Annotated in this window: 10 protein-coding genes; 3 read left to right on the forward strand and 7 right to left on the reverse strand. The window is 40.5% G+C overall.

Features of this window, described 5'->3' with window-relative positions; genetic code table 11:
* From BFS30_RS11230 to BFS30_RS11240, 3 genes are all read left to right on the forward strand, one after another.
* Window positions 1–1,788: a DUF748 domain-containing protein gene (locus BFS30_RS11230; RefSeq protein ID WP_069379379.1), complete on the forward strand. Its 1,788-nt coding sequence runs from the start codon at window positions 1–3 to the stop codon at window positions 1,786–1,788.
* Between the two features lie 18 nt (window positions 1,789–1,806).
* Window positions 1,807–3,621 (forward strand): hypothetical protein, encoded by a 1,815-nt coding sequence (locus tag BFS30_RS11235; RefSeq protein WP_069379380.1) that lies wholly within the window; start codon window positions 1,807–1,809, stop codon window positions 3,619–3,621.
* A gap of 345 nt (window positions 3,622–3,966) precedes the next feature.
* Complete coding sequence (locus BFS30_RS11240; RefSeq protein ID WP_069379381.1) at window positions 3,967–5,517, forward strand: MAC/perforin domain-containing protein; 1,551 nt, start codon at window positions 3,967–3,969, stop codon at window positions 5,515–5,517.
* Between the two features lie 125 nt (window positions 5,518–5,642).
* Here BFS30_RS11240 and BFS30_RS11245 read toward each other — a convergent pair whose 3' ends face one another.
* From BFS30_RS11245 to BFS30_RS11275, 7 genes are all read right to left on the reverse strand, one after another.
* Window positions 5,643–6,707, reverse strand: coding sequence for a phytase (locus tag BFS30_RS11245; RefSeq protein WP_069379382.1), 1,065 nt, complete (start codon window positions 6,705–6,707; stop codon window positions 5,643–5,645).
* Window positions 6,708–6,740: 33 nt separating this feature from the next.
* A complete protein-coding gene (locus BFS30_RS11250; RefSeq protein WP_069379383.1) occupies window positions 6,741–7,991 on the reverse strand; it encodes a right-handed parallel beta-helix repeat-containing protein in 1,251 nt (416 codons plus the stop codon).
* A gap of 5 nt (window positions 7,992–7,996) precedes the next feature.
* Window positions 7,997–10,765 carry a TonB-dependent receptor gene (locus BFS30_RS11255; protein ID WP_069379384.1) on the reverse strand — a complete coding sequence of 923 codons (2,769 nt, stop codon included), beginning with the start codon at window positions 10,763–10,765 and terminating at the stop codon, window positions 7,997–7,999.
* 260 nt (window positions 10,766–11,025) lie between these two features.
* Complete coding sequence (locus BFS30_RS11260) at window positions 11,026–12,654, reverse strand: tetratricopeptide repeat protein (protein ID WP_069379385.1); 1,629 nt, start codon at window positions 12,652–12,654, stop codon at window positions 11,026–11,028.
* A 200-nt stretch (window positions 12,655–12,854) separates the two neighbouring features.
* Window positions 12,855–13,562, reverse strand: a complete 708-nt coding sequence (locus tag BFS30_RS11265; RefSeq protein WP_157262906.1) for a hypothetical protein — start codon at window positions 13,560–13,562, stop codon at window positions 12,855–12,857.
* A gap of 74 nt (window positions 13,563–13,636) precedes the next feature.
* On the reverse strand, window positions 13,637–14,143 hold the full coding sequence (locus BFS30_RS11270) for a hypothetical protein (RefSeq protein WP_069379387.1): 507 nt from the start codon (window positions 14,141–14,143) through the stop codon (window positions 13,637–13,639).
* Between the two features lie 213 nt (window positions 14,144–14,356).
* Window positions 14,357–16,477, reverse strand: a complete 2,121-nt coding sequence (locus BFS30_RS11275) for a S9 family peptidase (RefSeq protein ID WP_069379388.1) — start codon at window positions 16,475–16,477, stop codon at window positions 14,357–14,359.
* Between the last annotated feature and the right edge of the window lie 93 nt (window positions 16,478–16,570).

Below are 16,570 nucleotides of genomic sequence, written 5' to 3' on the forward strand. Positions count from 1 at the left end.
ATGGTACAAAGGAAATCGGTAAAAACACAATGGTGGAAATGGATTGCAGGAATTTTAGGAGGACTGCTTTTAATTGGTATTGGATCAGGATATTATCTTTATAGCAGGTGGAAACCCATTCTTTCAGAGAAGATCAAAAAGGAGGTAAAGAATGGATCGCAAGGTTTGTATCAGATCGATTTTAAAGATATTCATTTAAATATACTTACCGGTACAGCCTCTGTTGATGAAGCCCAGCTGAGCCCGGATACTGCAGTGTTTTCGAGATTGAAAACCCTTAAACTTGCTCCTGCTCACCTGTTTCAGGTTAAAGTAAAGAAACTTCAAATCAACCATATTGCTCTTCTGAACGCCTATTTCAATAAAAAAATTGACATCAGTAGCATCGTCCTCAATCAGCCTTCAATCAACATGATTCATTATCGGGTGAATAAAAGAAAGGATAGCATCAAACCTGATGTCAGCTTATTTCAGCTCCTTTCCGGAAAAATAAAATCCATTCGGGTTGATGCGATCAGGATTGTAAATGCAGATTTCGATTACGTTAAAGGAGAGACCTCAAAGCCTTTAAATCGTATAAAAAAGCTGAATCTGAATATCAGGGACCTGCTCATCGATTCTTTGTCCCAATTTGATACCACCCGTTTTTATTATACAAAAGATATCACTTTTGAACTTAGCGGATATCAGTCTAAGGATAAGATGTATCAGATAAAGGCAGATACCATCTCCGGTTCTGCTAGGGGAAAGACGCTGCGGATTCTGGGTCTTAAAATGATTCCTTTACATGCTGATCTGCCATTTAGCCGTATGTATAAATACGGAAAAGACCGATATGACCTTAATTTTAGTCAGATCACTTTCCAGGGGGTAGACTTTCTTCGCCTAAATGAAGAGGAGGAATTTCATGCGAAATTATTGAAACTGGGCCCGGCCAAAGTAGGTATATTTTTAAACAGGGAGATGTCTGCAGATCCGAATGTAAATAAAGGAGATAATTTCCCTCATCTTGCGCTGAGAAGACTGCCACTACCCTCAACTATAGATCAGATCAGGCTAAATGATGTCGATGTTGCTTATACGGAATACAATCCCATTAGTCAGAAAAGAGGAACCATTTATTTTCAGAACCTGAATGGGACGATTACCAATGTGACCAACGACTCACTCAGTCTGGTTAAAAACAACCATGCCATTGCTAAGTTGAACGCAAGGGTGATGAAAAAGGCAAAAATAGACCTTCGGATGGATTTTAATCTGACCGATAATAAAGGGGCGTTTAAGTATTCAGGTGAAGTTGAATCCCTGGATCTGAAGGAGCTTAATCCAGTGTCAAAACCACTTGGGCTGATCGAAATTGAAAGCGGAAAAATGCAGAAGGCTGATTTTAACATCAGTGGTAATAAATTCGGATCCTCGGGAGAAGTACATTTCTATTATACCGACCTTAAATTGAAACTGCTTAAGGAAGGTGAGGATGGTGAAGCCCCAAAGAAAAAAGGGTTGCTATCTTTCCTGGCCAATAGCCTGCTCATTAAGGATGCAAATCCCTCAAAAGGAGAAAGTCCAAGAACCGCCAACGTGACCTTCCAGCGATCTCCTGCAGCCTCATTTTTTAACCTGCTTTGGAAAGGTGTATTTATAGGGATGCGTGAAACAGCAGGACTGGGTATTGTACCGGTAAAAACTCCGGAAAAAGCAATGGAGGCTATTAAGGATAAGAAAAAGGAACGTCAGGAGAAAAGAATAGAACGAAAGGAAAAGAAGAAGGAAAAAAAAGTATCTTAGAATATCCTCATATGGCCTATGATTGAAAAATCCGGAAAAAGAAAGAAGATACTGATATGGACAGGGGCCATCATACTGATCCTGGTGCTGGGCATCAGCCTGACGTCAAGATATTTTGCCAATAAATTCAAACCCTTAATAAAAGAACAGATAAAAGAGCTGGTCTTAAAGTCTACGGATAGCCTGTACCATATAGAGTTTTCTTCCATCAGGATTAATTTGCTGACTGCAAATGCATCGTTAACTGAAGTGAAAGTCATTCCCGATACCCAGGTTTTTAAAAAACTGATTGCCTTAAAAAAAGCACCTAACAACATCTATTATATAGAGCTGGAAAAACTGGGAATCAGAAATTTTCACCTCTTCAGATTCCTGCGTCACCGTAAGTTAAATATCACTCAGCTTCGTCTGGATAACCCAAATGTGGTGATGGTCAATAAACAATTTGACTTCAATGAAGACAAACCACCGAGACCCAATCAGTCTCCATACGATTATATCTCTGCTTACCTGAAAGAATTTAGCATCCACACGATTGATTTTAACAATGTCAGGTTTAAATACATCAACAACAACAAAGCAGAGCCGGAAGTAGATTCCGTAAAAAACCTGAACATTACCCTGAAAGATTACCTGATTGACCCGCATTCTGCAACAGACAAAAGCCGCCTGTATTTATTGAAGGATGTGAAAATCAATCTAAACAATTATACCTATGCTACGCCGGATAGCCTGTATCACCTCAACCTTCATCAGCTGGATTTTTCTGCAGCATCAGGCAAGCTGAACATCAAAAGTTTTATGTTGCTGCCAAGGTATGATGAAATGAGGTTTGGCCAGCTCCTTGGCTATTCCAAGGACAGGTACGAGATTCAAATGAGCGATATTAGCCTGGACGGAATCAACCTGCCATTATACATTCTTAAACAAGAATTTTTTGCCAAAGAAATGAACATTGCCAACGGATCTGTAGCAGTGTTTAATGACAACTCCCTCCCTAAAACAGAGACGGAGCGAATAGGAAGGTACCCTCATCAGTTATTGCAGAAGATAAAAGCGAGGCTCAACATCAATAAACTCAATCTGAATAATATAAATATCAGTTACTCTGTATTTGACCGCGATAGCCGGCAGAAAGGAACGATCAGCTTCGAAAATACCTCGGGTAGTTTTAACAATGTAACCAATATGCCCAAGTACAAAGAAAAAAATCCATTCATGACCGCCAGCTTAACGAGTTATATGATGGGCAAAGGAAAACTGGATGTGAATTTTAAGTTCGACCTGAATGCCAACGATGGCGCCTTCTCGTATACAGGACTTTTAGGTCACCTGGAAGGGCGGAGCCTAAACCGGATTACTAAGCCGTTAGGGATGGTAGAAGTGAAAAGTGGAGAGGTGAAGAAGCTCGAATTTAAGATAGATGCAAACGATCGTACGGCTAAGGGCCTGATGAAATTCGAATACAATGACCTTTCTGTAAACCTGTTGAAAAAGGAAGAAGGAGAAGACCGTCTGGTACGCCAGGGCTGGATGTCTTTCCTTGCCAATGCCATTATTCTTAACCCTAATAATCCGGATAGCAATGGAATTCTGATTACTGCACCTATTTACGAATTGCGCAAAAAGAATGGTTCATTCTTTCATTTTATCTGGAGAACGCTCCTGCAGGGAATCAAACATAGTGTGGGGGTAACTGAAGCAAAACAACAAAAGATTAAAACACAGATTGCCCGTTTTGAGCAGATGAAACTGGATCGCGAAGCCAGGCAGGCCAGGCGGGAAAAAAGAAAGCTGCTGAGGAAAAAGAAATTGACTGGTGAAATAAATTAATAAATAGGGGTGATATGTCTGTTATTTAGGCTAATAATTGTCTGAAATATTTAATCATGTTGTGTTTTTTTAATAAATCTATGCCGTTGTTCATTTTAATTTAATGAAAGTTAAATGTAAAATGGCTAGATTTGGTGGATTATCTTGCATGATAAATGACCGGTGAAAATAAATTGACATTCAGAAAGCACTACATCAAATATTTTAAACTGTTTACCATAAGAATTAATCCATTTTCAAAAAATGGAATGCACCCCTCTTATTTACCCGATTTAGTTGAAACCTCTTTCCTGTCAGCTGAATCCAGTTGAAAAAAATAAATTATCTTAAAATTTAATATCACAAATGAAAAAACAATCAAAAATGATCTGTTTAGCTGTGGCTTTCTTAGCCCTCTTAAATGGATGTAAAAAAAGCGAAACGCTACAATCTGGTGCTAATGTGATCACAAAAAAAAACAGCAACCTTTTTGCAGGTGATGAAAAGTGGGACTTGTTAGGCTTTGGATTAGATGTTACTGCCGATTTATTAGATGAAAGAGGCAGTCTTTCTGATGTTTCTATATTCGATATGAAAAAGTTTGAGCAAGACTTTCTTGATAGGATCGATGCTAAAATTAACATCTCGTATACATCGGATGGTGGTGGGCAATACTACGGCGGGGCATCGGCTTTAGATTACACAATTGACATCCACAATAAGACCTCATTCGACAGTAACGGGAATGTCACAGTGGCAGGGGCAGAGAAAGCTGCACCAACCGGCACTGGCACCGGCACCGGCACTGGCACCGGAACAAGTACAGGAGCTGACAAGAACCTGACTTTTACAGGAAGCTTTGTGAAAAATACTTCGGATCAAAATATAAAAACTTATTCCAGTAAATATTCATACGCAACTTATGAGCTATACCGGAATGTAAAAAAACTGAGATTTACCGGAGATGTCAGCACGGCGTTATTGATGAATTATTTAACCCCGGAATTTAAAGCTAATGTAGCTAGTCATACTGCGGACGATTTGGTGAAGAGATACGGTACCCATGTGCTGTTGGACATCACCAAAGGAGGACGATTAAGATTTACTTATAGTGGCATTGTTAAAAATGAAACTGATATGCAGAAAAGAACTTCAGATGTAAAAATAGGTTTTGGAGCTAATATCTTAAAAATAGTTGGTATTAATATAACAGCGGGTAAGACAAAAGAAGAGATGACTCAGGTGGCCATGGAAACCCGTGAGAGGAATTATACAGGTAGATACTACGGAGGATCCAATTCAGGAGAAAGTCTCGCATTAGATAAAGATGGAAATACTTCACAGGCTGTAAATATCGCCGGATGGCAACAGAGTATTGATGCGAAAAATGCAGCGTTAGTTTCAGTAGGAAAAGCGGCCTTTCTTTATGATTTTATAGCTGACCCTGTGAAAAAGGCAAGTGTTAAGGTTGCAGTGGAAAAATACATAAAAGAACATCAAATTGCAGAGATAGGTGAAGTTCCTGTTTATTCTTATTTTTCTCAAAGATATGGTGATCATTATTTTATGACAGTGAATCAGCCTTCTACAGGAGATGGTTCCTATCTGAATGAAGGACCTGTATTTTATGCTTTTTCAAAAGCAACTACAGGAGCTGTCCCTATTTATATTTATAATTCCCAAAAATATGGTGATCATTACCTGACACCGGAGAATTCTCCTTCTATTGGAGATGGCTCTTACAAAAATGAAGGTATTGCATTCTATGCATTTACAAAACCTACAACAGGAGCTGTCCCTGTTTATGTTTATAATTCCCAAAGATATGGAGATCATGTATATGTGACACAGAACTCCCCATCTCTGGCAGATGGTTCCTATGTAAATGAAGGTATCGCATTGTATGCCTATAAATAAAATGATTCAGTCAGATTTCGTAATCTGATGGATTTATAAGCTTAACCATTATTTAAACTTTTAGTACCGCAAAAGCTCCTTAACCGGGGCTTTTGCGATTTTAAAAATATGATGATATTCGGCTATCATTTATTGATGGATAAGGTCTTACCAGCAAGATCTTCCCAGCGGTAAAACTGAAAGGTCTTATCATCGCTCATCGCCACAAACAACCCATGCTTAAAATCAGCATTTAAAGGACCCGAATAAATATCTGAACCATCACTGTTATTGGTAGAAACCGGAATACTGGTTATTAAAACGTGGTCATGCGGACCTGATTCTCCTTCACGGCTAAATACCTGGAAATGGTTTGCTGCCTGATCTGACACCAGGATATAACCAGTGGTTGGGGAGGTTTTGTATATACTGATCCCCTCATTGTCTTCTTTAAATCCTGTCTTGGCGAATAAAGCCAGTTCTTCATTTCCTTTGGCCGGATCGGCATAATATTTCCTTACACCAAACTGCTCATCAGAATAATAGACATAGCCCAGCTCATTGTCTACCGCAATGGATTCAATTTCTTTCTTTCCGCTGTATTTACCAAATTTCCTTTTCAGGCTGGCTTTCAACTTGCCGCTGCCATCATCCTCCAGAAGGTATTGCCATAAGTATCCGTCTGCAGGGCCGGTTTTGCGCCCCACAATGGCGTAAATCTCTCCTTTTGGTGTTGTGTATAAGGCAATGCCCATCAGGTCTCTGTAAAGCTCTTTTTCTTCTCCTTCGAAAACCGGAATTCCCCCGTTGTCGATTGGCTTCATATCCGGTAAGGAAAAGATGCGGAGCTTGTGGGTCATTCGTTCTGTCGCCACAGCGATGTCTGTTTTTTTACCAGCCAGAAACAACCCATAAGCAATGTCTACATTGTTAGGTCTTTTCAAACCTTTTACGGTTTTTTCTTTGATGGCCTTTCCTTTAAGGTCGTATACATATAATCCCCCATTTTCATCTTTGTCGGTACCAATAACCAAAGATTGGGCCGGATCGGTAGGGTTTACCCAGATTGCAGGATCATCGGTGTCGAACTGAACGGGATCTGAAGTGTATAAGGGTTTCACCGCTAAAGGATCTTTCTGGACGGTTGAACAGGAAATATTTAAAGTAAGCAATAAGGCAGAAAGACTAAGGGTTAAGCTCGGTTTGTTCATTAAAATATCTTTATAATTGTTTCTGAAAAATGATTAGTTGGTGCCAAAAGCACCGATATAGCTGGCTGCTGCCGGAGAAGTATAACTGACTCCATTCATCACCAGACCGTTAAGGGCATAATGAGGTTTGACATCTGTTTTTCCTTTACCCAATGCGGCTGATCCTGGCTGTAAATGAAAATCCCAGCTTGTATTAAACGTTGCGTTATTAACAGGCGTGTTTAAAGGGTAATTTACAAATTTAGGATCATTCTGCCCTGCAGTCTTGCCAATGATGTCGTTAACACCTGCGATGATGTCTGCAGAAGGCTGAAACTGATCTGCCGTGGCCTGATTGTAGCCATAATAATAGTTGTTTCCGAATAGCGATCTTTTGTCTTCGACTTTTTTGGTGTCTCTTTTCACCCCAAAACGTGTATTGGCAAACAGGTTGTTAAACACCTCAACGCGAACGGTTGCTTCCACCCATATGGAACCTCCTTTAGCAGTTGGCCGGCGCCATCCGGTATTGACCATGGTATTGTTGTAAACCACCACATAGGCTTGAGGAGTACGGTCGCCGCTATTGGAGAGTTTTAAAGCATTGGTATTTGCACTATAGATCAGGTTATAGGCTACGTCTGCCACACATCCTGATTTCAGGTTAATGGCTTCCCCTCCGGAAACGCCGGTGGTGTAGAATTTGTTATTGGAAAAGATGATTTTTCCTCCGTCAATATAGGTGCAGTCTTCCTGCAGGTTTCTAAAAATACTATTGGTGACCACTAGTTTTCCATTGACATTGGCAAACCAGAGTGCAGGAAGGTTCTCTCCACTCACACCTTTGTACAGATTTTGCTTTACAGAAGTGGAAGCGTCTGAGGTCGTGGCCCCGGCATATTCAATAATCGTATGGTCCAGCAAGAGCTCCTGACAGCTCGGGGCGGCCAGAATACCTCCCCATAACCGGCCAAATTCCTTGGTTCTGGCACCTTCTGCTACGGTAAAACGGATAGGGAATTCTGCAGTTCCCTGAGCATAAAGATTTCCTTTTATAATGATTTCTGGTTTTGCAATAGTATCCATGATCACGGTTACTCCTTCTTCAATAGTCAGGGATTGTCCTTCAGGAACAATAATATCCCCTTTAATCAGCTGAGTACTTCCCTTTTTCCATACGCCTGAGGCTTCGCCGGAAATGGTTCCATTACCGGTATCGGGATCTACATCGCTGTTGGCTTTCTTACATCCTGTGAAGACTGCTGCGGTTAAGGCCAGGCAGATAAATAGTTGTATTGCTTTCATGTCTTTTATAGTTTATAGCGAAGACCTAGTAAATAGTTTTGTTTGTAATAATCGTTGCGGATGAGGGTATTGCCATCAAATTCCTGAGCGGTAGTTTGTGCATTTTTCTCGTTTGTCCCTTTTATAAATAATTTTAGCGGGGTATTTAACAGGTTTCCGGCTTTAATAAATACACTCAGGTTGTTTCTGAATTTCTTTTCTGCAGAAGCATCCATCTGGATAAACCCTTTTTGCCAAAGGTCATTGTCTAAGAACTGAGAAATGGTATTGATCCTTTCTCCGGTATAAGAGGCCGCCAATTGGGCATCCCAGCCTTTTTTACTGTCTTTGTAAAGCAGGGAGATATTGGCAATATGTGCCGATTGCCCAAACAAAGGCCGGCTTTGGTTGGTGCTCAGCGACTGAAGATCGCCGTTGGTATCCCTGATCCGGTAGCTTTTGGTGGTGGTAATCCTGGAATGTGTATAGGTATAATTGGCTTTAATACCAAACTGATGGAAGAACTTGATGTAATCCAGCTCGAGTCCGTAATTTTTTGCCGTTCCGAAATTTCCAGGTACATAATAGGTGTCCTGTCCACGCGTAGCATCGGCCTGAAAAGTGTATTCTATAGGATGCTGTATGTTTTTATAGAATGCACCTACCATCAGTTGGTCTGTTCCATTAGGAAACAACTCATAGCGCAAATCAAAGTTGTCGGCCAGCGCCCTTTTCAGATCCGGATTTCCTCTTTCTTTATATTCTTCTCTGTTTCCTCCACCGGGAATCAACTCATAAAAACCGGGGCGGTTTAATGACCTGAAATAAGAGGCACGGAGCTGTTCTTTTTGATTGAGTTTATACTTTAAGTTCATGCTGGGCAGGTAGTCAGTATATACCTGTTTTCCTGATGGACGAAGTTCTCCGGCAGGAAACAACATGCGGTAACCCTGATCGGTATGTTCTATGCGTAAGCCACCGATCGCTTCAAAAGCCCCGGCATTCAGTTTAAACATTCCATATCCGGCGCTGATTTTTTCTGATGCATCATAAGTCAGCGGATTGTTTACTGCTCCGCCCGGGTTTTTTACGATCCAGGAAATGTCGCCGTAATTGCTGAAATCTTTACCGTATTCCAGATTTTGGGAAACAGGGGTCAGGGTATAGTTATTATAAAAACTGCTGCGCTGTTTGTCGCGGTATAAACCTCCTGCACTGAAATCTATTTTAACCCCGGTAACAGGTAGGGTATAAGTCAGGTCCAGGTAACCCGCTTTATCCTCTTCCGTATTGCGTTCCCAGCGACGGGTATATACATCTCCGATCGACTGTATCACTGTTTTTCGTTCTGAAAAGTTTTCTCTTATTCCAAGGATATTGATCGTGCTCTGATCAGGAACGTCATTTTTTGCAGAAGAATATACCGCAGACCAGCTGAGTTTCAGTTGTTCCGGAACGAGCTGATGATCACCATGAAGGGTCGTGTTGAAAATCTGCTGTTCCGTAAAGCGGGAACGGGTTTCGTAATTTAATTTGGCATTCCCGAGTTCCTGGTTATAACCGGAAGAAAAGTCAGTCTCTTTAGAATCCCGGAGTTGTGTACTTTGCAGGTTGACATAAGCACTGTATAAACTTAATTTATGTTGTGGGTTAAAGCTATAATCAAGTTTGGCATGAGTGCCATAACGTTGCTGCTGCTCGGAATACTGACGATCTTCTTTGGTGGTAATGGTGGCAAATGGATCGGTATCCACATTGGAGGAGTTGTAAAAAGTACTGTTACTTCCTCGATAAGTATTTTGATAACTTCCGGCGAGGAGTACACCTAGTCTGTTGTCAAGAAAACGCCTGCCAATGGATAGTCCGCCTACAAGACCGGGTCCGGGATGTTTTGAACGGTAATCTATTGTTCCTTTTGGAAAATCGAGTTGTGTGGCTTTATAATCTTTCCCATTTATTTCATAGGGAGATCTATAGTTGATGGAATTGTTGTTAAAACTGGTAAAACCTCTATCCATCAACAGCTGGCTATAACTTGTGGCCAGGTTTACTTTTACTTGCAATTTATCCGGGGCATCCTTCATCACCATGTTGATGGCTCCACCAACAGCATCAGCCTCCATATTGGAGTTGAGTGTTTTGTAGACTTCCAGTCGTTCCAGTAATTCAGAAGGAAAGATATCCAGAGGTACATAACGATATTTATTATCCGGGCTTGGAATCTTTACGCCATTTACCAGGGTATAGTTATACCGTTTGTCCATTCCACGAAGAATAGCATACTGACCATCTCCACTACTGCTTCTTTCTACTGATACACCGGAAACACGCTGAATGACATTGGCAACGGTCAGGTCGGGAGAGACTTCCATCGCTCTGCCGGAAACCACATTAACCAGCTGTGGGGATCTCTGTTCAATTCTCCTGGCTGTTTTTTCTGCTGATCCGTCGTTTTTAGCAGAGATCATCACCTCATGTAACTCGGCATCTTTTGTTTCGGATAAATAAATCTTAACCACCGGATTGTCTTCTTTGAGAATGGTGATGTTTTTAGTAAAGGTCTTATACATCAGGTAAGAGACTTTTATTGTGAAACTCCCGGCAGGGGGATGCTTGATCTCAAATGATCCATCAAGTCCGGTTAAGACGGCACGGTCTGTCTTTTCCAGAAGAACAGATGCGCCTACCAATGCTTCCCCCGTTTTCTGGTCGTAAACATAGCCCTTCAGGCTGGTGGCCCGGGCTGCGGTAATGCTAAATAATAGGCAAAAAAGAACGGGTAATAGTGTCTTCATTTTGTTGATTAATTTGTTGTTGCTGGTTTGTGTTTGCTAACGTTGACCAAATTTGGGAACTGAAAAATCAGCTCCGAAATTATTGCCGTGAACAAAATGTATACAGCGTTACAGGAAGGGTATACAGAACGCGTACAGCGTGAACATGATTTGTTTAATTGATTGATTTTTAGTGCTTTGTAAGTAACAAAAAACGCCATTACCATTTGGTTAGCGTAATGTTATCCAATTGTTAACTGGAGGGGATTTGGAAAAAAGGCTTATAAATTCTGAATAAAAGTACTGAGGTTTTCTCCTTGAGGCAGGTTCAGTTTCTTCCTTAATCTATAGCGTGCCACCCGCAAACTATCCTGTGAAATGCCGAAAAGAACCGCCATATCTTTGGCACTTAAATTCATTTTGATCAGCGCTACCAATCGAATGTCATTTGCCGTAAGTTCATCGCAGTGTGCTTTCAGGTGATCAAAAAAAGTCTGGTGGATCTGTTCGAACATTCCGGTAAAATCTTTCCAATGCTGATCGTGACTGATGCTTTGATTGATCCGCTGTACGAGTTGTTGCAATTGCTTTTTCTGGTCCCTCTTATCTTCTTTCACCATTTCCTCAATCTGTGATCTGAGGCTTTCCAGAAATTGATTACTTTGAATGATGTGAAGGGTGTTGCTGGTCAGCTCTTTGCTTTTTAATTCCAGGGCATCCTTGATCGCTGTTTTTTGGGTTTCATGTAGTCTGTTATTCTGCTCGTTTGTCTTTTGTTCGTTCTTAATCTTTAACCTTTGACGACTGATGGTACTCGCTGCGAGAGAAATGAGGAGGACGATAATGACTATGGCGGCAATTACGATAATGCGATTGGCATCTTTCTCATTTTCAAACTGAAGAATGGCATCGTCTTTCTGTTGTATCTCGAATAAAGTTTGCAGGAGGGCAAGCTGCTTGTTGTTGTCTTCGGTAAAGATTTTCAGGAAGATGTTCCTCCCAAGTTCACTGTAGTGATAGGCGCTGTCGTACCTTTTCATCAGGTCAAAATTTTTGGAAAGATCCCGGTAGGCACTGCTGAGCTGGTATTGGTCATTCATGCGCCTGGCCAGATTTTCTGCTTTTCTGGTGTAAACCAGGGCTTCAGTATAGCGTCCGGTTTTGCGGTATACATCCCCGATATTATTGATGATTTCAATCTGGGCACGATCATTTTTCTGCGACTTGTTTCCTTCTAACGCCAGGGTGTAGTATTTAAGCGCGGAATCCAATTGAAGCTCCCCCTCTTCGAGGCGCTGATCTTCGTAAATGCTACCAATGTTTTCATAGATTTTGGCAATCCCTGTCTGATCTTTATCTTTTTGATAGGCTTTTAAAGCAAGCTGCTGGAACTTCATGGCATTCTGATAATCCAGTCTTTTCTCATAGGTCTGCCCGATCAGGCCATAGGACCTGGCTATGCCATTGCGGTCGCCGGACTGTTGAAAAAGATGTAAAGCTTCCTGAAATTTTTCCATCGATACCTGATATTGCCGGGCATAATAATAGGTTTCCCCAATCTTATGCAGGTTTTTAGCCAGGTTTGTCCTGTCGTTCTCCTGTCTGAAAATCTTATCTGCTTTATAATAATAACTGATGGCCTGGGAGTAGGCACCCTGATAATAAAACAATTCCCCGATTTGCTGGTCACAAAGTGCTGCGGAAATGAAATCTTCCTTTTTTAAGGCTTCTTTTAAGGCTTGTTTAATTTTTAAGAAGGCAGTATCCGGTGCCTGATGAATCAGGTTATCTATCAGAGGAGAGTTAGGTTTAAGGTCTTCCTGTGCAGTGGCTATAAGGGGATTTAAACTGCTGTAGAGGAACAGCCAAAAGATGATTCCTGAAACCGGGTTTGAAGTTGCTTTTTTCACCCTTTAAAATTAGGCTTGCAGTATTAACAAATTGTTAAATCAACCGGATTGCTTAACCTGAAGGATTTTTTTTCAAAATAGGCTTAAAGAGATGATTTAGCCTTTCAATTCGACCAAATTATTTAGTTATATATTGTTAGGCTTGATCGAACTGATTTGCTCTTGTATTATCATTTGTTTTAAAAAAATCTGTGCTGATTTTATTTGAAGAGCTTAGATTTTACATCTATGTATATCCCCGGTCGATCAAAAAGTTTAGCGTTAATAGGTTTAGTGAGTGTATAAGTGTAATTGTCTGCTTCCAATCCAGTTGCAAGTGGATCAGAAACGTATTCATTATACTTAGAGAATCGTTCAACATGAATTTTTTCGACCAAACCGTTTATGATTGTTACTGAAATTGGTCCTAGGGGATAAGTTACCGTTTTTTTAGGCTGATTTACACCATGAAGCCTGATGTAAAGCTTGCCGAACTCAACAGAGTCGCAACTCAGGTATCCGGCACCTCCTCCGCCAGGAGCGTAAGTTTCAGTCTTTATGATTAATCCATCATATTTCTTATACGAGACATTTAAAGGAAGTGTATCCTTAGCTTTTGCTCCTTTCTTATAGCTGTAAACAAGTAACGAATCATAAGATATCCATTTAGCTACTGATCCGTCTATTACCTCAGCAGCACCTGGATCGAAAGGCTTATCCTTTCCTAATAAAACCGTCCCTCTTGTCTCCAGGCTCCAGGCCATAGGCCCCCAAATGGAGTAATCATAAATATAGAATTTTCCATTAGGCGTAATTTGTCGGTTCAGATATACGAAACTTTCCTCTGTCAGTTTTTCTTCCTCAAATGACATACATGAACTAAGAATGCTCGCCAGAAAACAAGTTGAATAGAGAAGCGTTTTTTTCATTATCGTCAAATATAAGTCTCTAGGTTCACCAAAACACTACATTCACCTCCATCAAAGAGATCACACCAATATATTTACTTGTTGTACATTGAAAGTACCATATCGATATTGCTATTTTTAGTATTTTTCAACTTTGCTATGTAAACATTAGCGCTTGCGGAATTGATCATTTTTAGCGCATGAATACATTTTCTCAATGTCGACTCCGTTTCATCGTCATACTTTCTGTAAAGGCCTGGATCTGTAGCGATTTTATATAAAGAATCTGTAAAAATGTCATCATTTAAATTGCTTAAATAGATAGTATTTACTAAATCTTCGTGTTCGTCATGCCAAGTTGCAACAAGCAATCTGGCTATGAGTTTTGTATAACTGTTATCAATTCCATCTTTATAAGCAATGTTTAAAGCAAAGCGTAATTGAACTTTGTCTTCATGGGTTATTGATTCATTGATAATATTATGGATTTCTAATTTCGATTTCCACGTTGAACGGGGCAATCTATCAAAAAAGGAATTTGCACTGAACAGACAGTTTTCATCCAATTTCTGATATTCAGAATATAGTTTTTTAAGATCCATTTGCTTTTTAGATGGTACTATATACGAAGTTACTTAAAAGAATCTTCAAAAAAACTCTCGGAGAATCTGAATTTTTAAGGGCTTATCAGTTTTTGTGGTCCCGAGGAGAAACGAACTACAAAACAATTGAAAAAAGCCCTGAAATTTGAAATATTCTCCAATTCAGGGCTTTATAAAGATATCTCTCCTTCAACCGAGGAGAGAAAAGATAGATTAATTTAACAGATCTGCCGGAACAGGTTTATTTAGTAAATGGTCATAATAAAAGCGAATTCTTTCTGCTTTATCATGTGGTGTTTTTACGCCGCCCCAACCATGTCTTCCTCCAGGGTAAATCATCAGTTCAAAATGTTTATTTGCATTCTGTAATTTGTCAATCAGCTGAATGGTGTTTTGCATATGTACGTTGTCGTCCATGTCGCCATGCATGATGCGCAATAAACCTTTGTATTTGTCTACATAAGTCAATACAGATCCGTTTTTATAACCTTCAGGATTTTCCTGTGGAGTGTCCATGAAACGTTCTGTATAATGACTGTCGTACAATTCCCAGCTGGTAACCGGTGCACCTGCAATCCCGAAATCAAAATCATCAGCACCCATTGTCAGCGCCATACAGGTCATATAACCACCATAGCTATGTCCGGTGATTAATAGTTTCTTGTTGTCTACCCACGATTTTGCTTTTAACCATCTGGCAGCAGTGGTATAATCTTTCATCTCCCATTTGCCCAGGTTGCGGTGCATCAGGGCAACACCTTCTTTTCCGAATTGTCCGGATGCACGATGATCTACCGCAATCTGAATGATACCTTCATTTGCCCACCATTGGCTGGCTGTCCCTTTCCAGGTATTGGTTACTGTACCGGCATTAGGACCGCCATAGATGCTCATAATTACCGGATATTTTTTGTTCTGATCAAAATCAGTAGGGTAGGTAATCACTGCCGGTAACTGATAACCGTCGTCTGTAGGAATGGTAATCATTTCCGTTTTTCCAAAATTATATTGAGCGAAATCAGCTGATTTACTGTCGCCAAGCTCTTTAATAATTTTACCGGTATTGTCTAACAGGGTTCTTTTTTGCGGAGTAGATACATTGGAATAGGTGGTAATGAAGTACTTCCCGTTCGGCGATATTTGTACCTGATGGGTGTAATCACCAAAAGTAAGGCGTTTCAGGCTTTTTCCATTATAGTTTACGCGATAAAAATCTTTTCTTGTAGAGGCTTCTTTACGGGCGGTAAAATAAATGACTTTATTTTTCTCATCCACATGTTCAAGGTCAGTCACCTGCCATTTGCCACTGGTAATTGGATTGATTAGTTTTCCATCTAAGGTATACAGGTAGAAATGTGCCCATCCGGTTTTATCACTTTTAAGGATATAGTGTTTTTTATCCTGAAGGTATTCGATACGGCCATCATAATCCAGGTCAACCCAGGATGACTGTTTCTCATCGTAGATCTCTTTTTTACTTCCTGTAGCCGGGTTAACAGAGAAGAATTTTAAGTTATCCTGGCCACGGTTCATCCATTGTACCATTAAGCTGCTGCCATCATAACTCCAGTAAGGAGTACCAAAATACTGATCATCTTTTTCGTTAAAATCAGCCCATGTTACCGTACCACCTGTTACCGGTACAAAACCTACCCTTACTTCAGGGTTCGGGTCGCCGGCCTTAGGATAACGTGTTTTTTCAGTATAACCATGTTGTCCGGTGGATCCGTTGATCGGGAACATCGGAACTTTGGTGTCATCGAAACGCATAAAAGCAATACGTTTGCTATCCGGTGCCCACCAGAAGGCTTTATATTGCGTGGGACGTCCTAAGATCTCTTCAAAATATACCCATGATGACCAACCGTTATAAATGACATCAGTACCGTCATTGGTGTATCTGACTTCCTGGCCGGTGGCTACATCTACTGCATAAAGATCATTATTACGGGTGAAAGCAATATATTTTCCATCCGGAGAAAGGGTCGGATTTTTTTCTTCGTCTTTAGTACTGGTTAATTGTTTTGCTGCTTCTTTACCATATTGAATAAAAACATCATTGTCTTTTAAAAAAGCATTGACATTGCTTTTCGGAGGTGGGGTGTAAGGTGTTCTTTCGCCAGTGTTGAGGTCGACGGCATATAATTTACGTTCTGCCTGATCCATTTCTATGTAATGGTTGTCATCGCTCCAGCCGTTCAGCATGTTCATTGGCTTTGTTAATGAAGGCTGACCACCAAGGGTTTGCTGTTGACTTAGTCTCCTGAGCTGTGCCTGGGCGGTAAAGCTAAAGCAAAATGATGCGGCTAAACCGATAAGTACTGTTGTTTTCATTCGTTGTCTGATTGTTTAAAAAGTTGAAGCTATAAAAAAGGCGCCCTGGTTCAAAGGCGCCTAACAAAAATTATTTACAATGTAGCTGTAAAT

The sequence above is a fragment of the Pedobacter steynii genome (assembly GCF_001721645.1).
Lineage (GTDB): Bacteria > Bacteroidota > Bacteroidia > Sphingobacteriales > Sphingobacteriaceae > Pedobacter > Pedobacter steynii_A.

What these genes read in the sequence shown, in the direction of transcription:
- BFS30_RS11250 (WP_069379383.1), bottom strand. Translation starts at nt 7,991, where the DNA reads ATGAAAGCAATACAACTATTTATCTGCCTGGCCTTAACCGCAGCAGTC.
- BFS30_RS11270 (WP_069379387.1), bottom strand. Translation starts at nt 14,143, where the DNA reads ATGGATCTTAAAAAACTATATTCTGAATATCAGAAATTGGATGAAAAC.
- BFS30_RS11235 (WP_069379380.1), top strand. Translation starts at nt 1,807, where the DNA reads ATGATTGAAAAATCCGGAAAAAGAAAGAAGATACTGATATGGACAGGG.
- BFS30_RS11265 (WP_157262906.1), bottom strand. Translation starts at nt 13,562, where the DNA reads ATGAAAAAAACGCTTCTCTATTCAACTTGTTTTCTGGCGAGCATTCTT.
- BFS30_RS11230 (WP_069379379.1), top strand. Translation starts at nt 1, where the DNA reads ATGGTACAAAGGAAATCGGTAAAAACACAATGGTGGAAATGGATTGCA.
- BFS30_RS11245 (WP_069379382.1), bottom strand. Translation starts at nt 6,707, where the DNA reads ATGAACAAACCGAGCTTAACCCTTAGTCTTTCTGCCTTATTGCTTACT.
- BFS30_RS11255 (WP_069379384.1), bottom strand. Translation starts at nt 10,765, where the DNA reads ATGAAGACACTATTACCCGTTCTTTTTTGCCTATTATTTAGCATTACC.
- BFS30_RS11240 (WP_069379381.1), top strand. Translation starts at nt 3,967, where the DNA reads ATGAAAAAACAATCAAAAATGATCTGTTTAGCTGTGGCTTTCTTAGCC.
- BFS30_RS11275 (WP_069379388.1), bottom strand. Translation starts at nt 16,477, where the DNA reads ATGAAAACAACAGTACTTATCGGTTTAGCCGCATCATTTTGCTTTAGC.